The sequence below is a fragment of the Amycolatopsis sp. A133 genome (genome assembly GCF_031082405.1).
In the GTDB taxonomy this organism is placed as follows: domain Bacteria; phylum Actinomycetota; class Actinomycetes; order Mycobacteriales; family Pseudonocardiaceae; genus Amycolatopsis.
This window is the reverse complement of the sequence record NZ_JAVHJU010000002.1, coordinates 96246-118654: the sequence shown is the minus strand read 5'-3', so window position 1 is coordinate 118654 and position 22409 is coordinate 96246. Positions and strand designations below refer to the sequence as shown.

The window sequence follows — 22409 nt, the reverse complement described above, 5'->3', positions numbered from 1 at the left end:
TTCTCCCCGGTAGCGTGGAAAACGGGGGCTGCTAAGGCACCGCCGGGCTGCCGCCGGTCTGCACGGGCAGGCCGGCGGCAGCCCAGGCGCGGAACCCGCCGTCGAGGTCGGTCGCGTGGCGCAGGCCCAGCCGCTGCAGGTCGGCCGCCGCCAGGCTCGACGAATAACCCTCGTTGCACACCACGATCACCGTCGAGTCCCCGGTCACCGAAGGCAGCCGCCACTCGCTGTCCGGGGCCAGCCGCCACTCCAGGTGGATCCGCTCGACGATCACCGCGCCGGGGATCTCGCCTTCGGCCTGGCGGTTCGCCAGCGGCCGGATGTCGACCAGCAGCGCCCCCGCCTCCTGCAATTCGCGGGCCCGGGCCGGGGTGACCCGGTCCAGGCCGGACCGCGCGGAGGTCAGCAGTGAATCGACGGCGCTCATGACCGGACGATAGCGGGCAGCGGCGGGATTTCCGCCGGAACGTCGGCGAGCGAGGTGTACTCGCGTGTCGCCACCAGCGGCGGTGAGTAAGCGTGGACGCTGGCCGCCGGCTGGTCGCCGAGGCCGGTGACCTGGTGGGCGCGGCCGGCGCCGAAGCCCAGGCCCTGGCCGGCGACGTGCGTCCGGCGCCGGACCGGGCCGCCGGGGTAGCGGTACTCCTCGCCGAGTTCGCCCTGCACGACGGTGAACGACCCGGACGCGCCGCCGTGGTCGTGCGGCTTCGTGTGCTGGCCGGGCAGCCACGACAGCAGCCACAGCTCGACGCCGTCGGTCAGCGCCAGCCGCGCCCACCAGCGGCGGTCTTCGTCGAACCGCAGGACGCCCCGCAGGCCCGCGGTCAGCTCGGTGGCGACGGTCGTGGTCAGCTCGGCCAGCTCGCGCGGCGTCCAGAGCAGCCGCGACGGGTGCAGCAGCTCGGGCAGCAGCGGGTCGGTCAGCTGCGGGTGGATCTCGACGGGCGGACGAACCAGGGACGTGGTCAACGCGGGTGCTCCTCGCAACGCGAAAGGGAATCGGACGCCGGAACAGCGCGACACCGCACGCGTCACAAGAGGACGCGAGGGATCAGCGGAGCCGCGCCCGCGTACACCCGGCCGAAGCGACGAGGAGCAGGTCGATGGTGCGACGGCGCCAGAACGAGCCCCGGGTGACTCCGGTGGCGGGCGCGTCGGCGGACATGCTGCCGATCGTGCCACACCCGGTCGCCGCGGACCGCGGTGTTCCACCTCGTGGACACCGCCGACCTGCGTGTTCACCGTCTCGCCCGGGCGGGTGCGCACGCGCGCGCGACGGCAGACAGAATGGGCCTCGTGAGCGAGCCGATCCAGCCCAGCGAACTTGACGACCTCGTGGTCCGGATGGCCGGTGTCGGCGTCCGCCGGGGGACCAACGACCTCCTCGCCGGCCTCGACTGGGCCGTGGAACTGGACGAGCGCTGGGTGGTGCTCGGGCCGAACGGCGCGGGCAAGACCACCCTGCTGCGCCTCGCCGCGGCCGAGCTGCACCCCACCACGGGCGAGGTCGACCTGCTCGGCGAGCGGATCGGCCGGGTCAACATCTTCGACCTGCGCCCGCGCATCGGCTTCACTTCGGCGGCCATCGCCCAGCGCGTCCCCGGCGACGAACTCGTCAAGGACGTCGTGGTCAGCGCCGGCTACGCGGTGCTCGGCCGCTGGCGTGAGGAATACGACACCCTCGACACCGCCCGCGCGACCGAGCTGCTGGACGCGATGGGCATCGGGCACCTGGCGGACCGCACCTTCGGCACCCTGTCCGAGGGTGAGCGCAAGCGCGCGCTGATCGCCCGGTCGCTGATGACCGACCCGGAGATGCTGCTGCTCGACGAGCCGGCCGCCGGCCTCGACCTCGGTGGCCGCGAGGACCTGGTCGCCCGGCTGTCCGCGCTGGCGCTCGACCCGGACGCCCCGGCGCTCGTGCTGGTCACCCACCACGTCGAGGAGATCCCGCCGGGGTTCACCCACGCGCTGCTCCTCCGCGACGGCCACGCCGTGGTCTCCGGCCTGGTCGACGACGTCATCACCAGCGAAAACCTGTCGAAGACGTTCGACCAGGACCTCGTGCTCGAGCGTTCCGGGGATCGCTTCTTCGCCCGTCGTCGCTAAGCTGTCGCTTACCGGCCGGTAGGGTGCTGGCAGGGCGTCAAGAACGGCACTTTCACGTGAAAGTGCCGTTGTTGACAGTTCGTCAACGAGGAGGATGGGCGTGGGAGAGTTCGTATCGCTGGAGGTCAAGGACGGGGTCGGCACGATCCGGCTCGACCGGCCGCCGGTCAACGCCCTGAACGCCCAGGTCACCGCCGAGCTCGCCGAGCTGGCGAAGGAGGTCTCCGAGCGTGACGACGTCCGCGCGGTGATCCTCTACGGCGGTGAGAAGACCTTCGCCGGCGGCGCGGACATCAAGGAGATGGCCACCCGCACCTACCCGGAGATCGCGAAGTTCGGCGCCACCCTCACCGGCACCCTCGCGGCCATCGCGAACATCCCGAAGCCGGTCGTCGCGGCCATCACCGGGTACGCCCTCGGCGGCGGCCTCGAGCTGGCCCTGACCGCGGACCGCCGGATCGCCGGCGACAACGTCAAGGTCGGCCAGCCCGAGATCCAGCTCGGCGTCATCCCCGGCGCGGGCGGCACCCAGCGTCTCGCCCGGCTGATCGGGCCGAGCAAGACCAAGGACATCGTCTACACCGGACGGTTCGTCAAGGCCGAAGAGGCCCTGCAGCTGGGGATCGTGGACCAGGTCGTCGCCCCGGACGACGTCTACGCGGCCGCGCACAAGTGGGCGGCCCAGTTCGCGAACGGTCCCGCGGTCGCGCTGCGCGCGGCGAAGGCGGCCATCGACGGCGGCCTCGACACCGACCTGGCGAACGGGCTCAAGCTCGAGTCGCACCTGTTCGCCGCGCTCTGGGCGACCGAAGACCAGCAGAACGGCATGAAGTCGTTCATCGAAAACGGGCCCGGCAAGGCCACTTTCGAAGGGAAATGACGCCTTGACCGACGTGAACGACCCGGCGCCCCACCCGCACGCCACCGCCGAAGAGGTCCAGGCCGCCTACGCCGACCCCAAGCTGGCGAACGTGCTGTACCACGACTGGGAAGCCGGCACCTACGACGAGAAGTGGTCGATCTCGTACGACGAGCGCTGCATCTCCTACGCCACCGACGTGTTCAACGCCGTCGCGGGCGACGACGGCCAGCCCTACCAGCACGCGATGGAGCTGGGCAGCGGCACCGGCTTCTTCCTGCTGAACCTGATGCAGGGCGGCGTCGCCAAGAAGGGCTCGGTCACCGACCTCTCGCCCGGCATGGTGCAGGTCGCGCTGCGCAACGCCGAGAAGCTCGGCCTCGACGTCGACGGCCGGGTCGCCGACGCCGAGCGCATCCCGTACGAGGACAACACGTTCGACCTGGTGGTCGGGCACGCGGTGCTGCACCACATCCCGGACGTCCAGGCGGCGTTCCGCGAGGTGCTGCGCGTGCTCAAGCCGGGCGGCCGGTTCGTCTTCGCCGGCGAACCGACCAAGGTCGGCGACTTCTACGCCCGCAAGCTCGGCCAGTTCACCTGGTTCCTGACGACCCGCGTGACGAAGCTGCCCGCGCTGAGCGGCTGGCGCCGTCCGCAGGAGGAACTCGACGAGTCCTCGCGCGCCGCCGCGCTCGAAGCCGTCGTCGACATCCACACCTTCGACCCGTCGGAGCTGGAGTCGTGGGCCCGCGGGGCCGGCGCCCAGGACGTCCGCGCGGTCACCGAGGAGTTCGCCGCCGCACTGGCCGGCTGGCCGATCCGGACGTTCGAGGCCGCGGTGCCCGCGGAGAAGCTCACCGTGCGCTGGCGGCTGTTCGCCTACCACCTGTGGCTGCGGCTGTCCGCCGTGGACAAGAAGGTCCTGGCGAAGATCCTGCCGCGCGAGCTGTTCTACAACGTCATGATCACCGGGACCAAACGGCCGTCCTGAGTTGGGTTATTCGTTCAGCCTCGGCGACGTCGCCTACCTGCGGTCCGACGCGGGTACGGCGGCGCTCGCCGAGGTCTCGGCGCTGCCGCTGACCGACCGGATCGCTTCCGTTGCCGCGGTGCGTCGCGTCGCCGGTGCGGAGCACGCGGCCGCCGTCCTGGAAACCGTGCTGCTGCGGCGGAAAGCCGTCGGCAAGCTGTCCGGTGTGGACTGGCTGTTCACCGCCGACGCGCTCCAGCAGGCGAGTGCGTCGATCGTGGCGCGGCACCGGGCCGCCCGCTTCGCCGGGCTCGATGTCCACGACGTCACCTGCTCGGTCGGCGCGGACCTCGTCGAGATCGCCAGGGTGGCCCGGTCCGCTTTGGGGTCCGATGTGGACCCCGTCCGGCTCGAAATGGCCCGCCACAACGGGCTTGCCGCGGGTGTCGCGTTCGGACTCGCGCGCGCCGACGCACTGCGTCCGGTCAGCCGCTCCGGTGTCGTCGTTGCCGATCCGGCCCGCCGGGATTCCGCCGGCCGCCGGGCGTGGAAACCCGCCGACTTCGCCCCGCCCTTGGACGGGCTGGTCGAGGCCTGCCCGGGGCGTCCGCTGGCGATCAAGTGCGCGCCCGGCCTCGATTTTGCGCTGACGCCGTGGGCGGACGAGGTCGAGCTGGTGTCCCTGGACGGCCAGGTGCGCGAATCCTGCCTCTGGCGGGGGCTGGGTACCGGCGTCACCCGCCGGGCGACCGTGCTGCGTTCGGATGGGACACAGTGGACGGTCACCGACGCCGAACCGGACGAACTGCCCACGCGTGAACCGGGGGAGTGGATCGTCGACCCCGACGGTGCCGTCGTGCGGGCCGGGCTGGTCCGCCACTACGCGGCGCGGCACGGGTTGTGGCAGCTGGACGAACGCATCGCGTACCTGACCGGGCACACGCCGCCACCGGGCGTGCGGGCCTTCCGGGTCCTGGAACACGGGCCGTACACCGAGAAGGCGCTGAAGGCCGTCCTCAAGCGACACGACGTCGGGCGGCTGGAAATCCTGGTGCGGGGCCTGGACGTCGACCCGGACGCGCTGCGGCGGCGGCTGAAACCGCGTGGCGGCGCCGAGGCGTCGGTGGTGCTGACGCGGATCGGGCGGTCGCCCGTGGCGTTCCTGTGCCGTGCCGAAAGAATCACGTGAACGGAAACTTTCGAGGGGTGGAACTCCAGGTGACCGTGACGTAGGTTCCCCCGGTCGCCAAGTCACCACCGGAGGGTCGCCGTGTCGAAGAAATGGTCAGGTCTCGTCAAGCTCGCCGCCGCCGCGGCAATCGGTGCCACCGTCGCTTCGGGCGCCACCGCGCTGGCCGGATCGGACGAATCGACCGCGGCCCGCTCGACGGAGCCGGCCAACATCGGCCAGGTCAAGCTGGACGTCAAGGCGTACTACGGCGACTACGTCGACGCCGCGGGCAAGCACCACTACTCCGACACCAGCCGGTTCGTGAAGGACACCAGCCGGATCGTCTCGGACGCGAAGCGCTTCCTGCAGCGGCAGCTGGGCCGGGTGAAGAACCCGGCGGTGGTGCTGGACGTCGACGACACGTCCGAGATCACCTACGGCTGGGAAGCCGACAACGACTTCGGCTTCGACCCGGTCAAGCAGCAGCAGGCCATCGACAACGGCACGTTCGTCGCCAACAAGCCGGTGCTGGAGCTGGCCAACTGGGCGGCGCAGCACGGCGTCCAGGTCTACTTCCTGACCGGCCGCAACGAGTTCCAGGGCCCGCAGTCGCTGAAGAACCTCGCCGACGAGGGCTACCCCGCCCCGGCCGGCGCGTTCTTCAAGCCGAAGACCACGGCTCCCGCCTACCTGCCGTGCGGCCTGACCTGCACCACGGTCCAGTACAAGTCGGGCACGCGGGCGCACATCGAGGCGACCGGCGCGAAGATCGTGCTCAACCTCGGCGACCAGTTCAGCGACCTCGAAGGCGGCTACGCACTGCGCCCGGTGAAGCTGCCGAACCCGATGTACTACCTGCCCTGATCGCGGAATAACCACCGGGCCCGGCGTGCTGCTCCCCATACACGGATTCAAGGGAGCTGACATGGCGAAGAAGGTTCTGCAGCCGGGCCCGGACCACCCGATCACCGTCGAGCCGACGAAGGCCCGCGTGGTGGTCAAGGCGGGTGGACGCGTCGTCGCCGACAGCCGCAACGCGCTCACCCTGCAGGAATCGACCTACCCGGCCGTCCAGTACATCCCGCGGGAGGACGTCGACTTCAGCGTGCTGGAGCGGACCGACCACGAGACGTACTGCCCGTACAAGGGCGAGAGCAGCTACTACAGCCTCAACGCCGGCGAGGTGAAGGCCGAGAACGCGATCTGGACGTACGAGAAGCCGTACGACGCGGTCGCGCCGATCAAGGACCACGTCGCGTTCTACCCGAACGTGGTGGACTCGATCGAGCTGGTCGAGGACTGAGCTGGACCTCGACCTGCTGCGCACGTTCCTGGCCGTCCACCGCGCGGGCTCGCTGACCGGCGCGGCACCGTCACTGGGTCTGTCCCAGCCGACGGTGACCGCGCAGGTCAGAGCCCTGGAGGAGCAGCTCGGCCGGCAGCTGTTCGTCCGGCGCGCCCGCGGCGTGACCCCGACGACGATCGCCGACGAACTGGCCGCCCGGATCGCCCCGCACATCGACGCGCTGGCTGCGCTGACCGTCGGTGAGGCCGACGTCTTCGCCGCACCGGTGCACCTGGCCGGACCGGCCGAGCTGACGACCGCGCGGGTCCTGCCCGCACTGGCGGGCCTGGTCGCCTCCGGCCTCCGGCTGCGCGTGACGTTCGGCCTGGCCGAGGACCTCCTGGCCGGCCTGGCGCAGCGGCGGTTCGACCTGGTGGTCTCGACGATCCGCCCCCGCGGCCGCGGCTTCACGGCCACCCCGCTGACCGACGAGGAGTTCGTCCTGGTCGGCGCCCGCGGCTTCACCGGCGACCCGAAGACGGCGCCACTGGTGGCGTACGCCGAGGACCTGCCGATCATCCGCCGCTACTGGCGGTCGGTGCTGGGCGCGCGTCCACCGGCGGGTCCCGCGGTGGTCGTCCCCGACCTGCGCGGAGTCCTGGTGTGCGTGCTGGCGGGCTTCGGCGTCAGCGTGCTGCCGCGGTACCTGTGCGCGGCCGAGCTGGCTTCGGGGGAGCTGGTGGTGTTGCTGGAGCCGGAGGAGCCGCCGATCAACACGCTCTTCGCGGTCACCCGGACGGAGCCGTGCCGCCCGGGTCCCGCGGCGGTGCGGGACGCGCTGCTGGCCGACGCCGCCCGCTGGTGACTTCGTGTTCTACGTCGTCGACGCCGGCGCGCGGTCCGCAGGGCCCGGGGCCGGCGCGCGGCGGCGTCCCCGGCCCCGCTCCAGCCACCATTCGGCGAGCAGCAGCGGCAGTACCCAGCCGGTCCACGTGGTGATCCCGGCGATCGCCTGGACCATGGCCGGTTCGCTGCCGCCGAACGTCGTCTCCAGCTGCGGGGTGAACACCAGGAACCACACGATGCCCCAGATCCGGTTGCTGATGATCGACATGCACAGCGCGAAGCTGCGGATCATCCAGCGCCGGTGGTCGCCGAAGCGCCGGGCCCGCGCCATCCGGTAGCCCTGCACGGTGAAGCCGAACCAGAGCAGCGAGAGCAGCACCGTCGACACCGCGCCGATCGGGCCGAACGCCGCGCCGAGGGCCACGAAGAACCCGGCGATCGACGCCGGGATCGCCCCGGCGAAGACGTACACGCGGCCCGTGCGGCGGTGCACCGCCGGGTACCGCTGCCGCAGCCACGGCCAGATCTGCAGCGCGCAGGTGACCATCGCGATGCTCGCGAAGCCGATGTGCGCCACGAGCACCGGGTAGTACCAGCTCGCGCCGGCGGGCGCGGGAACACGCGACTGCGCCGCGTCCAGGCCGAGGTAGGGCGGGAGCGAGTACACCAGGAACACCGTGACGAGCAGCCCCAGCGGGAACACCCACGGGCGGCGCCACCACGCCTTCTTCGCGGGCCGGGCCTCGGGCTTTTTGATCGTGGTCATGCATCCCCCTGTTCGTACGGTGTATCGGGACCGTATTGACCGGCGGGATGGGTCGGCAATGCTTGCTGGGAACAATGGGGGAGGACCCTGGAAGTGTTCTAGGCTGGTTGGTGAAGTGTTCTAGAACGGTGTGAGGTGGATGTTGGCCGAACCGGCGCCCTACCTGAGGATCGCGGCGGACCTGCGGCGCCGGATCAGCGCCGGTGAACTGCGGCCCGGTGACCGCGTGCCGTCGACCCGCGCGCTGGTCCGCGACTGGGGGGTCGCGATGGCGACCGCCGCGAAAGCGCTCTCCGTCCTGGGCGAGCAGGGCTGGGTGCGCGCGGTGCCGGGCAGTGGCACGGTCGTGGCCGAGCGGGCACCGGTCAAGCCGCCGCTGGGCCGGGACGGTCTGGTCCGCGCGGCCGTCGCGCTCGCCGACGCCGAAGGCCTCGCCGCGCTGTCGATGCGGCGGCTCGCCGCCGAGGTCGGCGTCGGCCCGATGGCGCTCTACCGGCACGTGCCGGACAAGGACGAGCTGCTCCGCCTGATGGCCGACGCGGCGCTCGGGGAAGCGGAACTCCCGGAGCCGGGACCGGTGCCGTGGCGGCCGCGGCTCGAACTGGCCGCCCGTGCGCAGTGGAGCGCCTACCGCCGTCACCCGTGGCTCGCGCCGATCCTGCTGAACTCGCTGGTCCGGCCGCCGATCGTGGCGTCCGGGCTGCGGCTGGTCGACTGGTCGCTGCGCGCGCTGGCCGGCACCGGCCTGCGGCGGCGGGTCAAGCTGCAGGTGATCATGACGCTCAACGGCTGGGTCGGCGGCCTCGCGGTGAGCAACTCCTTCGAGGTCCAGACCGAGCAGGAGAGCGGGATCTCGGGCGACCAGCGGCTCGAAGCGGACCAGTCCCTGCTGCTGGGGTACCTGCAGTCGGGCCGGTTCCCGGAGCTGGCCGAGGTGCTGACCGGACTGGACGACGTCGACCTCGACGAGGCGTTCGAGTTCGGGCTGCGCCGCCAGCTCGACGGCATCGGCGTGCTGCTGGGAGAACACCAGCAGGGTTGACGGACGGCCGCGCCTGCCCGGCGTCGAAACGCGGCCCGGCCGGCGGTGCTCAGCCGGTGATCGATGACGGGAAGACCGCGCACACCTAGACTGTTTGCGGTGCTGATCACCACGGAACGGCTCACGCTGCACGCGTGGTCCGATGAGTTCTTCGACGACTTGTTCGCCCTCGCCCGGATTCCCGAGACGGTCCGCTACGTCGGCACCGGCGAGCCGTGGACCCGCGAATACACGCTCGGCAAGCACCAGGCGACGCTTTCGCACTGGGCTGAGCACGGCTTCGGCTGGTTCGCGGTGTCCGCGGCCCCCGGTTCCTTCGACGGCGTGGTGTCCCTGGTCCGCCGCGGCGCCACGGAGTCGGGCCTCGGCCTGCCGGCGGTGGAGATGGGCTGGTGGATCGCCCCCACCGGCTGGGGCCGGGGTTACGCGACGGAAGCGACGACGGCGGTCCGCGACCGGGTTTTCGAATCCGGCTGGGCGGACCGCCTGATGGCGGTGTACGAACCGGTCAACAAGGCCTCGGCGCGGGTCGTGGAGAAGCTCGGGTTCACGCCGCACAGCAAGTTCACGCTGGACGGCCGGGAGGAGCAGCGGGCGGTCCTGGATCGTCCCGTCCGCCGCACCCAGGTCGTCTCACGCAGGCAGCAATAGCGACCACGCAACCCGGCTCCGCCCCAGTCGGCAGGGGCGCGCGAACGCTCCGGTCAAGCGGACGCCGGAACCGGAACATCACCGACCCACCGGTGCACAGCCGCCGCCAACCCCGCCTCACCCGAACCCGGGGTGCCCACCCAGGCGACGTGCCCGTCCGGCCGCAGCAGCACCGCCTCGATGTCCGAAGTGGACGAACTCGACGCCGCGACCACCTCCATCCCCGCCGACCACGCCGCGAACGACCCCGTGAGGTCCAGCAGCACCGGACGTCCGGCATGCAGCAGTGCCGCCAGGTGCGTCTCGGTGCCCGACACCTGAAGCGGCACGTCCGGGGCCAGCCGGCCCAGCCACGGGTGCCCGCCCGGCTCGTAGCACGCGTCCAGCCCCGTGATGATCTCCGCCAGCGCGCGGTTGCCCGCCGGGTGCGCCGCCACGCGCCGCATCAGGTCCGCCCACGGCTCCTCGCCGGCTTCCTCCAACGCCACCTGCGCCCGCGTGTTCGCCAGAATCCGCGAACCCGCCGCGTGCCGCTCCTCGTGGTAGGTGTCCAGGAGGCCCTCCGGGGCCGTTCCGTGAACCGTCGCCGCGAGCTTCCAGCCGAGGTTGAAGGCGTCGTCGAGGGCGACGTTCACGCCGATCGCGCCCGCCGGCGGGTGGATGTGCGCCGCGTCGCCGGCGAGCAGGACGCGTCCGGAGCGGTACCGCGAGGCCAGCCGCGCCGCGTCGCCGAAGCGGCTCAGCCAGCGGGGCGCGCGCAGCTCGACGTGCCGGCCGAGCACCGCGTCCACCTGCGCCTGCAGCCGCTCCAGCGTGACCGGCGTGTTCTTGTCCGACGGCGGGTCGTCCTCCCGCACGACGATCCGGACGTACCCGGGCCGCGGGATGACGAACACGCTTCGCCCGTCCGGACCCGCCGAAGGGCCGTACGGCAGCTCGCATTCGACGTCGCCGAGCAGCGCGTACCAGCGCGCGTCGGCACCCGGAAAATCGATGCCCGCCTGCTTGCGGACGATGCTGCGGCTGCCGTCGCAGCCGGCGAGGAAGCGCGCCCGGACCGTCCGGCCGAATCGTCCGTTGTGGACCACCGCGGCGACGTCGTCCGCGGACTGGGTGAACGACCGCAGGTCGTGCCCGCGCAGGATCTCGACGCCGAGTTCGAGGGCCCGCGCCTCCAAGACCTCTTCGACGCGGGTTTGCGGGATGCCCAGCGAAAACGGGTGGTCGGTCGCCGCGCCGTCGAGCAGCAGCGGCCCGGGCAGGCCGGTGACCGGCGCGTGCGGCACCCGGTGCCCCTCCGCCACCAGTCCCTCGGCCAGCCCGCGGCGGGCCAGCAGGTCCAGCGCACGCGCGTTGAGGTTGAAGCCGCGGCAATACGGCGGACGCTCCGGCAGGCGTTCGACGATCGTGGTGCGGACGCCGGCCAGCGCGAGCTCCGCGGCGAGCAGCAGGCCGGCCGGGCCGGCGCCGGCGATGAGGACGTCGGTTTCGAGCATGTGTTCCCCTCAGAAGTGGTCGGGCCACGGCAGCGAGCCGGACCGGATTTCGGCGGCCGTGCGGCGGGCCCAGTCGAGCTCCGCCCGCCAGGCGTGCCGGACGAACTCGACCTCGATCATGAACAGCCGCGGCGCGCCCTTGCCGACGGTTTCGGCCAGTGCCGTGTCCGCGCCGTCGATGCGGTCGGCGAGGTGGCGCGCGCGTTCCTCCAGCGCGTCGGCGGCGCGGTCCGGGCCGAGCGCGCCGAGGTAGCTGACCGCCGCGACGAACTTCGGGTACTCCGCGACCGGCTCGCGAACCAGCTCGTCGAGCCAGGCGACGAACTCCTGACGGCCGAGTTCGGTGTGCGCGTAGACGGTCCGCTCCGGCCGGTTGCCCTCCCGGACCGTCTCGACCGGCTCGATCCAGCGGTGCTTCGCCAGGGACTCCACGGTGTCGTAGAGCGAACCCGGGTTGATCTTGAACGTCGAGCCCTTGTAGCGCTCTCGCAGCGTGGACGCCATTTCGTACGGGTGCATCGGGCGTTCCAGCAGCAGACCCAGCAGGGCCAGCGCGAGGGTGTTGCGGATCTTGCGTGGCACTAGTCGCTCCCTATTAGTCGGAACCGACTATACGACGGCCGTCAAGCCGGCGGGTGCACCACGGCTAGAAGCGCGTGTGCTCCAGCCAGTGGTGGAACAGGCCCGCATCGCCGGAGACGGCGAGCCGGGGGTCGTCCGCGGCGATGCGGCCGGTCAGCGCGAGGAGCAGGTCGGCGGCGCGGCCCTCGACGACGACGTCGGCTTCGGCGGTCTCCTCGCGCACTTCGACGCCCGACGGCGTCCGCCGGGCCAGCCAGCCGAGGCCGGGTTCGGTGGCGTGGAACAGCAGCGTTTCGCCGGCGCCCCGCAGCGGCGTCCGGTCCAGCGCCGGGTGCTGCAAGCGCGAGAAGACGGCCACGAGGTCCAGGCCTTCGGAGATCCCGTCCGCGGCGAGGTCGGCGTCGACGTCGTACGGCGTGCCCGTCGCGAAGGCGGCGTCCGCGCGGTGGACGACCGTTTCGTGGGTCAGCCGTCGCGTCCAGAACCCCGCGCGCCGATCGGGGGTCCACGTCGACGTCGGGGTTTCGGGGCCGACCTCGGTCACCGCGGCGACGAGCCGTTCCGCGCCGTCGCGCAGCCAGCCGCCGAGGGCCTCGAACGCCGGCGGGTCGTCGACGGTCACCGCTTCGAACGGCACGTACCCCGTGGGCCGGCTCGCGATGATCACGGCGGACTTGTGGTAGGCGAGCCCGACGTGGCAGGTCAGCTCACGCAGTGTCCACTCGGGACACGTCGGGACGCGGACGTCCGGGCCGGCGCCCGCGATCGTCGTCCCGAACCGGTCCGCTTCGGAGACGAGGGCGGCGGCCAGCCGGTCGTGGCTCAAGGACTTCACCCGGCCACCGTAGGCCCTCCGGCCGCGGCCGTGGGGTCGTGATCGGCTGCCCCGAAGACGACCTCCGGGGACCTGGACGCCCGCCGCGCCCGGCGTCATGATCCGTAGGGTGGCGGGGTGACTGGGGAGCTGAAGCGGGCCCGCCTGGGGGTTTCCGTCGTGTTCGCGGTGTGCGGCGCCGCGTTCGCGACCTGGCTGGCCCGGGTGCCGGCGGTGCAGGAACGGCTCGGGCTGAGCACCGGCGCGCTGGCGACCGGGCTGTTCGGCCTCGCCGCCGGCTCGGTATTGGCGTTGCTGGGCGCGGGCGCGCTGCTCACCCGGATCGGCAGCCGGGCGGCCGTCGTGCTCGGCGCGGTCGTGCTGTGCGCGGGGCTGCCGCTGGTCGCGTTCGCCTGGTCGGCGCCGGTGTTCTTCGCCGCGCTCTTCGTGCTCGGCGTGGGCAACAGCCTGCTCGACGTCGCGATGAACGCGCACGCGGCCCGCGTCGAAGAAGGCTACGGGCGTCCGATCTTCGCCGGCTTCCACGCGTTTTGGAACATCGGCGGCCTCGCGGGCTCCGGCGTCGACGCGCTGATGGAAGCCACGCACGTCCCGGTGACCGTGCACTTCCCGGCCGCCGGCGCGGTGCTGCTCGCCCTCGCGCTGTGGGCCGCCCGCACCCGGTTCCTCGCCGGTGCCGATCGTGGCCAGGGTGGCGCGGCGTTCGCGTGGCCGAGCCGGGCGCTGGTGCCGCTGGGGGTGATCGCCTTCTGCGGGTTCGTCGCCGAAGGCGCGGTCAACAGCTGGAGCGCGGTGTACCTCGCCGACGTCACCGGCGCGACGCCCGCGCTCGCCTCGCTCGGCTATTTCGCCTTCTCCGGGACGATGATCGCGGTCCGCCTGGTCGCCGACCGCGTCGTGGCGCGGACGGGTGCGGTGCCGTTCGTCCGGGTGGCGGCCGTGGTCGCGGTCCTGGGCTTCGCCGTGGTCCTCGTCGCGCCGTGGCCGGTCGCCGGGGTGCTCGGCTTCGCGGTCGTCGGGCTCGGCGTGGCCGGGATCGTGCCGATCGCGTGGAGCGTGGCGAGCCGGAAGCAGCCGGACGCGCCAGGCCGGGCGGTCGCCGCCGTCGCGGCCTGCGGCTACCTGGGGTTCCTGGTGGAACCAGTGCTGGTCGGCGCGCTGGCGACCCGCGTCGGCCTGCACTGGGCGCTGTCGTCGGCGGCCGTGGTCACCTTCGGGATCCTCTTCCTCGCACCGTCGCTGCGGGTCCGGGAACCGGCGCCCGCACGGTGATCGCCCGGGGCTGAGCCGGCGGTGGCGAACACGAAGAAGTGCTCGCCACCGCCCGGACGTCACCGCGAAGGCCCGGAACAGCCCGCGGAATCAGCCGGCGGGCTCGCCGAACCACCGCGAGAGGTGCTTGTCCAACTCCTGTTGATCGTCGCCGATCCAGGCGACGTGGCCGTCGGGGCGCAGCAGGAGGCCCGGAACGTCCAGGGCCGCCGTCGGATCCGCGAGGTGGTCGACCCGGTCCGACCAGCCGCCGGTCGTCAGGCGTTCGGTGCGGTCCAGCAGCAGGCCGCGGCCGCGGTGCAGCAAGTCGTAGAGGCGGCCCGCTTTCACGTCGATGTCGGGCAGGCGGCGGCCGAGCAGGTCGGGGCCTTCGCCGAAGTCGTAGCGGATGCCGATCGCGGTGATCTTCTCGATCAGGTAGCGGTTCACCTCCTCGAAGTCCATCAGTTCGGTGAGCAGCTTGCGCAGGGCCCGCGCGCCCGGTTCGGCGGACACCAGCTGCCCCTGGGCGCGGGTGTTGTCCAGCACGTCCGCGGCGACCGGGCGGCGTTCCGCCTCGTAGGTGTCCAGCAGCGCGTCCGGCGCCCGGCCACGGATCCGGGCGGCCAGCTTCCAGCCCAGGTTGAACGCGTCCTGGACGCCCAGGTTGAGGCCCTGTCCGCCGAGGGGCGGGTGGATGTGGGCCGCGTCGCCGGCCAGCAGGACCCGGCCGACCCGGTAACGGTCGGCGAGCCGGGTGGCGTCGCCGAAACGGGACAACCAGCGCGGGGAATGCACGCCGAAGTCGGTTCCGGCGATGGCGCGCAGCTGCTGCCGGAACTCCTCGAGGGTGGGCGGTTTTGCGCGGTCGCCGACGCCCGCGGCGGGGACCACGACGCTGTAGACGTCCGCGCCGAACGGCCTGAGCCAGAACGGCCGGTGGGTCTCGCCCGCTTCGCGCACCTTCGCGGCGATCTCCTCCGGCGGCGCCTTCACCGCCATTTCGCCCATCAGCGTCTCGGTCCGCGAGGGCTCGCCGGGGAAGCCGACGCCGAGCAGTTTCCGCACCGTGCTGCGTCCGCCGTCGCAGCCGACGAGATAGCGCGAACGCAGCCGTTCGCCGTCGGCCAGTTCGACGGTCACCCCCTCGTCGTCCTGCTCGAAACCGGTCACCGCGCACCCGTGCCGGACCTGCGCACCCAGGTGGATCGCGTGGGCTTCGAGGAGGTCGACGATGACCGGCTGCGGGATGCCCAGCAGGTAGGCGTGCGCGGAATCGAGGCCCGCGGGCGCCGGTTTGGGGATGGCCGCGAAGAATCCGCCGGCCGGGCGCTTCCGCCCGCGTTCGAGAAGGCGATCCAGCAGTCCGCGCATGGCCATCAGCTCGAGGCTGCGGATGTGCAGGCCGACGATGCGCACGAACGACGCTGGCTCGGTTTCCTTCTCCAGGACGAGGACCCGCACCTCGTGCAGCCGCAGTTCGGCGGCCAGCACCGCGCCGGCCGGGCCGCAGCCGGCGATGATCACGTCGAATTCGGGGGACGGAGAGTCCATGGTGGTGCCTTTCGGGAGTGCCTGGTGGAGGCGCTCCCGGCGACACCTACGTCAATCGCCGGCCGTGACGGGAAGGGGGAGCACCCACGTCGATACAGCGTTCATGGGTCTCACCTCCTCGGGCAGTGTCACGTCCGCAGCAAGCTACCGCCCGGGCGCAACGCCGTCCAACCCTTTTCCGGCGCCCGGCGCCCGGCCCCCGGCTCACGCCGTCGGGCGGCCCGCTCCCGCGTAGTCGTCGCCGTCGCGGCGGTAGGAGTGGACCTGGACCGCCTGGCCGGTCTGCGGGGCGTCGATCATCTGCTGGTTGCCGATGTAGAGCCCGACGTGGTGGATCTTCGTCGCCGGCTCGCCGTAGAAGATCAGGTCGCCCAGCTGCGGGTCGGTCACGTGCGGCACGCTCCGGAACTGCGTGTCGGCCGTGCGCATCAGCTTGATCCCGGCGCTCCCGTACGCCGCCGTGGTCAATCCCGAGCAGTCGAAGCCCGGGTCGTGGCCGCCGGTGCCGTTGCCGCCCCAGATGTAGGGCAGGCCGATCTTGTCGATCGCGAAGTTCACCGCGCTCAGCACCGCCGGGTTCGGCGCCGCCGAGCCCTGGCCGACCGTGCCGTAGACGTTCACCGTGGCCAGCGTCCGGTGCAGGAACAGCGGCGCCGGCTGCAGCGTGCCGACCGAGTTCCACCACACCTGGCCCTGGGAGAGGTCGTGGCCGTCGGCGCACAACGCGCGGCCGGTGGTCAGAGCGGCGTCGTCGATGTTTTGGACATCGGGTTTCGCGCCCGACGCGCTCGCCTGGTACTTCGCCCAGATCGCCGGCGACAGCTGCATCGGCCCGGCGGCGTTCGCCGTCGAGACGACCTTGTTGTAGAAGTCGCGCACCTCGATCGTGCCGAGCGGCTTGTCCAGCACGCCGGTGGTGCCGAGCTGCCCGCCCTGCGCCCGGCCGTGGTCCGTGGTCACTTTTCCGACCGCGGCCAGCGTCACCCAGGACAGGTGGCAGCCGGGGACGTCCTTGCCGATTTTTGTCGTCGCCTTCGCGTAGCCGACCATCGCGCGCAGCGGGACGTCGAGCCACTGGCTGGTCTTGGACGCCCAGGCGTCGAACTCGCTCGCCTCGGGCACCTTCGGCGGCGTCGGGGTCTGCGGTGGCGCGGTCGTCGGCGGCTTGGACGTCGGCTTCGACGGCACCGGCGACGCCGGGGTGGCCGTCGCGGCGGCGTTCGTCGTCTCCTGCTGCTTCGGCGCCAGCAGGATGCCGGCCACCAGCGCGCCCGCGACGACGACCACCGCCGCGATCACGACCACGGGCTTCCGGCGGCGCGGTTCGGGCGTGTCGGTGCCGGCCGGGACGACCTCGGGCTCTTCGCTCACCGGGCCGCTCCGGTCAACCGGTCGAGGACGAAGCCGCGCAGGCCATCGAGGTCGGTGTCCATCGCCACCTCGATCGGGCGGCCGGGGGAGAACTGCGGATCGTCCTCGCCGAGCCGCCGCCGGTCGACCAGCGTCTGCCCGCGCGCCGGGCCGAGCCCGCAGTCGACGTCGACCCGGTAGGTCTCGGTGCGCAGGATGCCCGGCGAGATCGCCTCGGCGACCGCGACGGCGTCGTGCATGACCATCCGGTCTTCGCCGAACACGCGCGTGTAGTGCTGCCGGTAGGTCGAGGTGAGCCCTTCGAGGGTGGCGCCGACGGGCCCCGACGCCGCGAGCTTCGCCAGCCACTCGCCGTCGACGGCGCAGCGGTGCGTGAGGTCCAGTGGCACCAGCACGACCGGGACGTCCTCCTCGACCAGCACCCGGCGGGCCGACTCGGGGTCGCTCCAGATGTTGAATTCGGCGGCGGTCGTGCTGTTGCCGAACGTCACCCCGCCGCCCATGATCACCAGCCGCGCGATCTTCGCCGCCGCGCCCGGGTGCGCCGCGAGCAGCGCGGCGATGTTCGTCAGCGGCCCGATCGGGGCGATGGTCACCGGTTCGCCGGCGGTCTCGAGCAGGTCGAGCATCAGCTGGACGGCGTCCCGTTCCTCCAGCGGACGGCTGGCCTCGGGCAGCGTGTAGGAGTGGCCCGAGAGGCCGTCGCCGCCGTGGACCTCTTTCGCGTCACGCGGCTTGGAGTAGACGAGCGGCCGCGGCGCCCCCGCGGCCACGGGCACGTCGGCGCGGCCGAACAGCTCCAGCAGCCGCCGTGCGTTCGACGTCGTGCGGTCGAGGGGGACGTTGCCGAAAACCGACGTCACCCCGAGCAGGTCGACGTCCGGGGACAGCGCCGCCAGCGCGATCGCCAGCGCGTCGTCGACGCCCGGGTCGGTGTCGATGATCAGCTTCGTGCCCATCCAGCTCCCCTTGCCTGCGAACCCGTCCCGCACACAGGTTACGGTCACGGGCATGACGTCGATGTGGGGTGCGCCCGCGCTGTCGCGGGTGCGGGCCTGGCGCCGCGCCCGGCAGGACCCGCGGCAGGCGAAGTTCCTGACCGCCGACTCGCTGCGCTGGGTGCTGCGCAACCGCGCGTACACGCCCTGGTACCTGGTCCGGTACTACCGGCTGCTCAAGTTCCGGCTCGCCAACCCGCACATCATCCTGCGGGGGATGCTCTTCCTCGGGAAGGACGTCGAGATCCACTGCCGCCCGGGTTACGGGCGGCTAGAGATCGGCCGCTGGGTCCACATCGGCGACGGCAACGCCATCCGCTGCCACGAGGGCTCGCTGCGGATCGGCGACAAGTCCGTGTTCGGCCGCCAGAACGTGATCAACTGCTACCTCGACATCGAGCTCGGCGCGGCCACGCTGGTTGCCGACTGGGTGTACATCTGTGACTTCGATCACGTCATTTCGGACATCCACGTCCCGATCAAGGACCAGGGCATCGTGAAGTCCCCGGTCCGGATCGGCCCGGACACCTGGCTCGGCACCAAGGTCAGCGTCCTCAAGGGAACCCGCATCGGCCGCGGCAGCGTGCTCGGCGCGCACGCGGTCGTCCGTGGTGACATTCCGGACTACTCGATCGCGGTCGGCGCGCCGGCCCGGGTCGTCCGCAACCGTGAAGACGACTACGCCGCCGACGCCGCGCGTCGCGAGGCCGTCGCGGACATGGCCCGCAAGGCGAACAAGGCCCTGCAGAAGACCCTCGGCGAGCAGTAGGACTACTCAGGCCGCGTGGTCGTTTTCCGGCCATAGTGGTCGCATGGGGGAGTTCCGCGAGGTCACCGTGTCCGCCGTGCTCGCGCTGGCGGCGGTGGGGTGGCTGATCGTCGTCCCGTTCCTGGTGCTCCAGGGCGCGCTGGCGAACGCGCCGGTGTTCGGCACGAGCACGCACGAGGGCGACGACCTCCTGACCTGGGCGGCCTGGCTCGGCGCCGGCCTGCCGATGGCGGGCGTGGTCGTTTCGGCGACCACACGACGCCGCGGGTGGACGTGGTTCTTCGGGATCTGCCTCGCGCTGGCCGCGGTCGTGGCGGCGCTGAACTGGGCGGACGACCTCCGGCACCGCCCGCCGCCTCCACCCGGACCCCGCCACTGCGTCGAACGCAGCGGCGGCGGCAACGACTGCCCGGGTGGCTGAGCTCGTTTCCGTCGGCGACCGCGGCCGCCCCTGACCTGCGATTCTCCCCTGGTCGAGAATCGGCCACGGTCGTTCCCGGCCGTTCGGCGCCGACCCTCGGCTGATCGGCCGATCTCCACCGCCCTCGGTCCCGGCAGCCTGAGGGCCATGTCGATCATCCGGTTCGCCGTCCCGCTGCTCACCGCCGCGGCGCTGCTTCCCGCCGTCCCCGCGGTCGCCGCCGCGGACGGGCTCTCCTGGCAGCTCTGCGCCACCGTCGCGCCGGGCTGGGACCCCGGCGATCACCGCACCGAGTGCGCGCAGGTCCCGGTCCCCGTGGACTACGCCGATCCCGGTGGTCCGGAAATCGACATCGCCGTCAGCCGGATCCGGGCGACCGGGACGCGGACCGGCGCGGTGCTGCTGAACCCGGGTGGCCCCGGCCAGTCCGGGCTCACCATGCCCGGCAGCATCGCCGACAGCCACGCCGGCGGCATCGGCGTCCACCACGACCTCGTCGGGTTCGACCCGCGCGGCGTCGGCTACAGCGCCGACCTGCCGTGCCCGGTCGAGTTCCCCGAGCCGGACCCGGGCGTCCCCGACGAAAAGAAGGCCCGCGAGGCCGCGGAGCGCGCCGCCGAGGCGAACCGCAGGTGCATCGACGCCCACCCGGCGTTCGTCCGAAACTTGACCACGCCGACGATCGCCCGCGACCTCGACCGCATCCGCGTGGCGCTCGGCGAGGACAAGATCGGCTACTACGGCGTCTCGTGGGGGACCGCGCTCGGCGCCCAGTACCGGACGCTCTTCGACGATCACGTCGACAAGATGCTGCTCGACTCGGTCATGCCGCCGGACCTGGACGTCACCGCGATGGACGACGGCCAGGCGACCGCGGGCGAGAACACCTTCCACGACTTCGCGTCGTGGATCGCCAGGTACGACGCCGTTTACCGATTCGGGACCACGGAGCCCGCGGTCGCGAAAGCCCTGATCGACCTGCGCGACGAGTACGGCGCGACCGTCAACGGCATGCTCGCCAACCCGCGCCGCGAGTGGGCCGGCCTGGCGAAGCAGCTCGCGGCCATCCGCGACGGCGGCGTGCCCGTCGTCGATAAGAAGACAACGGGGGGCCTGGGCTGGGACGGCGAGCCGCACGCGTTCAACCACTTCCAGCAGACGGCCCTGCTCTGCAACGAGTCGCCGAGCCCCCGCGACTTCGAGACCGTCTGGCAGCACCGCCTCGACCGGATGAAGCGCCTCCCGGTCGCGGGCGGCTACGGCTTCTACGAACAGCTCTGCATCGGCTGGCCGCCGGCCGCCCGGCCGTGGTCGTTCGAAAAAGGGACAAGCCCGCTGCAGCTGGCCGGCCACGTCTACGAGCCGGTCACCCCGATCGGCTGGGCGATCGCGATGCAGCAGCGGATCGGCGGCGCGCTCATGACCATCGAGGACGACGCCCACGGCTCGCTCTCGTCGCTGCCCTGCGCCGGAGCCGTGGTCACTTTCTTCGACACGGGCCGGACGACGTCGGCGTCGTGCGCCGGGCCGCCGATCCCGGCACCGTGAGTCAGATGCGGGCCCGCAGCTGTTCGCGGACCTCCATCAGCGCGAAGCCGAGCAGGTTCAGCCCTCGCCAGTAGTCCGGTTTGGTCGCGTTCTTCTCCTCGCGCGCGAGGCCGGTGCCCCAGACGAGGTCCTTCTTCGACGCCTCGACGAGCACGGCGTCACCGGTGCCGAGCAGGAACCGGCGCAGGTCGCGGTGGGCGCGGAACTTGGCCAGGTTGCCGTCGACGACGATGTCGAACCGGTGCCGCTCCCAGATCGCGGCGTCGAACCCGGCGACCTCGCGGCCGAGCACCTTCGCCGTCTTCGCGTCCGGCGTGGCCCGGATCAGCTCGGCCTTCTCGTGGTCGCCGAAGAGCTCGGCCTTGCCGGCCATCATGTAGTGCTCCGCGGTCGGGTAGAGCACGCCGTCGGCCTCGAACGGGTCGACCCACCACTGGCTCAGGCAGCTGGAGGTCACCCGCCCGGACTTCGAGGGCGTGTGCCCGTAGAACAGCAGGTATTCGGGCTCCGCACCCTCGTGGACTTTTTCGCGCAACGCCTCGACACTGCGGACACCGTCGACCTTCACCATCCGACTAGTGGACCACGCGCTCAGAGCAGGAAGTGGAACAGGGGGCTGCCCGGCTCGATCCGCTCCACCTGCAGCGGGCTCGCGGCCATCCTGGCCAGCAGTCCCGGCAGGTCGGCCGAGCGGGCAATCTCGATGCCGACCATGGCCGGGCCCATCTCGCGATTGGTGCGCTTGACGTACTCGAAGCGGGTGATGTCGTCCTCCGGCCCGAGCACCTGCTCGAGGAACCGCCGCAGTGCGCCCGGCTCCTGCGGGAACCCGACGAGGAAGTAGTGCTTCAGCCCTTCGTGCATCAGCGAGCGTTCGAGGATCTCGCTGTAGCGGCTGACGTCGTTGTTGCCCCCGGAGACCAGGCAGACGACGGTCTGGCCGGGCTCGACGCCGACGACGGTGCCGAGCGACGCCGCGGCGAGCGCGCCCGCGGGTTCGGCGATGATGCCGTCGGACTGGTACATCGCGAGCATCTCGGTGCACACCGCGCCCTCGGCGACCGCGGTCAGCTCGGCGCCGCTCTCGCGGATCAGGGGATAGGTGACCGCGCCGGCTTCACGCACGGCGGCGCCGTCGACGAACGAGTCGAGCGCCGGCAGCCGCACCGGGTGCCCGGCCTCGATGGCCGCGGCCATGCAGGCGGCGCCGGCGGGTTCGACGCCGACGACCCGGACGTCCGGGTGCCGCTCGCGCAGCCAGCTGCCGACCCCGGCGAGCAGCCCGCCGCCGCCGACCGGCACGACCACGACGTCGGGCACGAAGCCGAGCTGCTCGACCACCTCGAGCGCGACCGTGCCCTGGCCGGCGACGGTGCGGACGTCGTCGAACGCGGGGACCAGGGTGGCGCCGGTGCGCTGGGCGTCCTCGTTGGCCGCGGCGAAGGCGTCTTCGTACGTTTCTCCGACAACGATGACTTCGATGTGCGCGCCGCCGAGCGTCGCGATGCGTTCGCGCTTCTGCCGAGGCGTGGTGCCGGGGACGTACACGCGGCCGTTGGCGCCGAGGCGCCGGCACGCGTACGCGACGCCCTGGGCGTGGTTGCCGGCGCTGGCGCAGACGACGCCTCGCGCGCGGACGTCCTCGTCGAGCTGGACGATGAAGTTGTAGGCGCCGCGGATCTTGTACGACCGGACGGTCTGCAGGTCCTCGCGCTTCACCCAGACCTGCGCGTCCACCCGGGACGACAGCCGGGCGCTCGGCTCCAGCGGCGTCCGGGTCACCACCCCGGCCAGCCGCTCGGCGGCCTTTTCGATCGTCGCCGCGGTCACCGTGTCGATGTCGTGCACCCCGCTGAATCTACGACTCGCGCGTCCCGGGCAACCG

Annotated in this window: 24 protein-coding genes; 13 read left to right on the top strand and 11 right to left on the bottom strand. The window is 72.1% G+C overall.

All coding sequences use genetic code 11. The features are described 5' to 3' along the window. Positions 1–31: 31 nt before the first annotated feature. Both Q5425_RS02420 and Q5425_RS02415 read right to left on the bottom strand, forming a co-directional pair. Positions 32–427: a rhodanese-like domain-containing protein gene (locus tag Q5425_RS02420; RefSeq protein WP_308670391.1), complete on the bottom strand. Its 396-nt coding sequence runs from the start codon at positions 425–427 to the stop codon at positions 32–34. Further along, positions 424–969: a cysteine dioxygenase family protein gene (locus Q5425_RS02415; protein ID WP_308670390.1), complete on the bottom strand. Its 546-nt coding sequence runs from the start codon at positions 967–969 to the stop codon at positions 424–426. Before Q5425_RS02415 ends, Q5425_RS02420 begins: the two co-directional genes overlap by 4 nt. A 318-nt stretch (positions 970–1287) precedes the next feature. Between Q5425_RS02415 and Q5425_RS02410 the strand changes: the two genes are divergently transcribed. The 7 genes from Q5425_RS02410 (at position 1288) to Q5425_RS02380 (ending at position 7259) form a co-directional block, all read left to right on the top strand. Next, complete coding sequence (locus Q5425_RS02410) at positions 1288–2109, top strand: ABC transporter ATP-binding protein (RefSeq protein ID WP_308670389.1); 822 nt, start codon at positions 1288–1290, stop codon at positions 2107–2109. 100 nt (positions 2110–2209) lie between these two features. Beyond that, positions 2210–2989: an enoyl-CoA hydratase-related protein gene (locus Q5425_RS02405; protein ID WP_308670388.1), complete on the top strand. Its 780-nt coding sequence runs from the start codon at positions 2210–2212 to the stop codon at positions 2987–2989. Between the two features lie 4 nt (positions 2990–2993). Beyond that, the gene (locus Q5425_RS02400) at positions 2994–3959 is read left to right on the top strand and encodes a class I SAM-dependent methyltransferase (protein WP_308670387.1); all 966 of its coding nucleotides are present in this window, start codon (positions 2994–2996) and stop codon (positions 3957–3959) included. A 1-nt stretch (position 3960) separates the two neighbouring features. Beyond that, the gene (locus Q5425_RS02395; RefSeq protein WP_308670386.1) at positions 3961–5127 is read left to right on the top strand and encodes a THUMP-like domain-containing protein; all 1167 of its coding nucleotides are present in this window, start codon (positions 3961–3963) and stop codon (positions 5125–5127) included. An 81-nt stretch (positions 5128–5208) separates the two neighbouring features. Next, positions 5209–5973, top strand: a complete 765-nt coding sequence (locus Q5425_RS02390; RefSeq protein ID WP_308670385.1) for an HAD family acid phosphatase — start codon at positions 5209–5211, stop codon at positions 5971–5973. 61 nt (positions 5974–6034) lie between these two features. Continuing rightward, a complete protein-coding gene (locus tag Q5425_RS02385; protein ID WP_308670384.1) occupies positions 6035–6412 on the top strand; it encodes a DUF427 domain-containing protein in 378 nt (125 codons plus the stop codon). 1 nt (position 6413) lies between these two features. Then, on the top strand, positions 6414–7259 hold the full coding sequence (locus tag Q5425_RS02380; protein WP_308670476.1) for a LysR family transcriptional regulator: 846 nt from the start codon (positions 6414–6416) through the stop codon (positions 7257–7259). 9 nt (positions 7260–7268) lie between these two features. Here the strand turns inward: Q5425_RS02380 and Q5425_RS02375 are convergent, their stop codons facing one another. Then, a complete protein-coding gene (locus Q5425_RS02375; protein WP_308670383.1) occupies positions 7269–8006 on the bottom strand; it encodes a DUF2306 domain-containing protein in 738 nt (245 codons plus the stop codon). A gap of 139 nt (positions 8007–8145) precedes the next feature. Between Q5425_RS02375 and Q5425_RS02370 the strand changes: the two genes are divergently transcribed. Further along, entirely contained in the window at positions 8146–9048 is a 903-nt protein-coding gene (locus Q5425_RS02370; RefSeq protein ID WP_308670382.1) for a TetR/AcrR family transcriptional regulator C-terminal domain-containing protein, read from the top strand. 99 nt (positions 9049–9147) lie between these two features. Further along, positions 9148–9699 (top strand): GNAT family N-acetyltransferase, encoded by a 552-nt coding sequence (locus Q5425_RS02365; protein ID WP_308670381.1) that lies wholly within the window; start codon positions 9148–9150, stop codon positions 9697–9699. A gap of 53 nt (positions 9700–9752) precedes the next feature. Here the strand turns inward: Q5425_RS02365 and Q5425_RS02360 are convergent, their stop codons facing one another. The 3 genes from Q5425_RS02360 to Q5425_RS02350 form a co-directional block, all read right to left on the bottom strand. Beyond that, the gene (locus Q5425_RS02360; RefSeq protein WP_308670380.1) at positions 9753–11195 is read right to left on the bottom strand and encodes an FAD-dependent monooxygenase; all 1443 of its coding nucleotides are present in this window, start codon (positions 11193–11195) and stop codon (positions 9753–9755) included. Between the two features lie 9 nt (positions 11196–11204). After that, the gene (locus Q5425_RS02355) at positions 11205–11777 is read right to left on the bottom strand and encodes a PadR family transcriptional regulator (protein ID WP_308670379.1); all 573 of its coding nucleotides are present in this window, start codon (positions 11775–11777) and stop codon (positions 11205–11207) included. Between the two features lie 64 nt (positions 11778–11841). After that, positions 11842–12612 carry a maleylpyruvate isomerase family mycothiol-dependent enzyme gene (locus Q5425_RS02350; RefSeq protein ID WP_308670378.1) on the bottom strand — a complete coding sequence of 257 codons (771 nt, stop codon included), beginning with the start codon at positions 12610–12612 and terminating at the stop codon, positions 11842–11844. A gap of 117 nt (positions 12613–12729) precedes the next feature. On the opposite strand from Q5425_RS02350, the gene Q5425_RS02345 reads away from it, so the two are divergent. After that, positions 12730–13884: an MFS transporter gene (locus Q5425_RS02345; RefSeq protein ID WP_308670377.1), complete on the top strand. Its 1155-nt coding sequence runs from the start codon at positions 12730–12732 to the stop codon at positions 13882–13884. A 90-nt stretch (positions 13885–13974) separates the two neighbouring features. On the opposite strand, the gene rox is transcribed toward Q5425_RS02345, so the two are convergent. The 3 genes from rox to Q5425_RS02330 all read right to left on the bottom strand — a co-directional run bounded on the left by rox (position 13975) and on the right by Q5425_RS02330 (position 17747). After that, on the bottom strand, positions 13975–15417 hold the full coding sequence (gene rox, locus Q5425_RS02340) for a rifampin monooxygenase (RefSeq protein WP_308670376.1): 1443 nt from the start codon (positions 15415–15417) through the stop codon (positions 13975–13977). A gap of 204 nt (positions 15418–15621) precedes the next feature. Continuing rightward, positions 15622–16722, bottom strand: coding sequence for a C40 family peptidase (locus Q5425_RS02335; RefSeq protein WP_308670475.1), 1101 nt, complete (start codon positions 16720–16722; stop codon positions 15622–15624). Positions 16723–16784: 62 nt separating this feature from the next. Next, on the bottom strand, positions 16785–17747 hold the full coding sequence (locus Q5425_RS02330) for a nucleoside hydrolase (protein WP_308670375.1): 963 nt from the start codon (positions 17745–17747) through the stop codon (positions 16785–16787). Between the two features lie 52 nt (positions 17748–17799). Here Q5425_RS02330 and Q5425_RS02325 point away from each other — a divergent pair, with 52 nt between their 5' ends. The 3 genes from Q5425_RS02325 to Q5425_RS02315 all read left to right on the top strand — a co-directional run bounded on the left by Q5425_RS02325 (position 17800) and on the right by Q5425_RS02315 (position 20524). Then, the gene (locus Q5425_RS02325; protein WP_003058890.1) at positions 17800–18555 is read left to right on the top strand and encodes an acyltransferase; all 756 of its coding nucleotides are present in this window, start codon (positions 17800–17802) and stop codon (positions 18553–18555) included. Positions 18556–18598: 43 nt separating this feature from the next. Further along, positions 18599–18976, top strand: a complete 378-nt coding sequence (locus tag Q5425_RS02320) for a hypothetical protein (RefSeq protein ID WP_308670374.1) — start codon at positions 18599–18601, stop codon at positions 18974–18976. 147 nt (positions 18977–19123) lie between these two features. Then, positions 19124–20524: an alpha/beta fold hydrolase gene (locus tag Q5425_RS02315; protein WP_308670373.1), complete on the top strand. Its 1401-nt coding sequence runs from the start codon at positions 19124–19126 to the stop codon at positions 20522–20524. Position 20525: 1 nt separating this feature from the next. On the opposite strand, the gene Q5425_RS02310 is transcribed toward Q5425_RS02315, so the two are convergent. Together Q5425_RS02310 and ilvA are read right to left on the bottom strand one after the other, a co-directional pair. Beyond that, the gene (locus tag Q5425_RS02310; RefSeq protein ID WP_308670372.1) at positions 20526–21095 is read right to left on the bottom strand and encodes an NADAR family protein; all 570 of its coding nucleotides are present in this window, start codon (positions 21093–21095) and stop codon (positions 20526–20528) included. A 20-nt stretch (positions 21096–21115) separates the two neighbouring features. After that, complete coding sequence (ilvA, locus tag Q5425_RS02305) at positions 21116–22372, bottom strand: threonine ammonia-lyase IlvA (RefSeq protein WP_308670371.1); 1257 nt, start codon at positions 22370–22372, stop codon at positions 21116–21118. Positions 22373–22409: the final 37 nt, after the last annotated feature.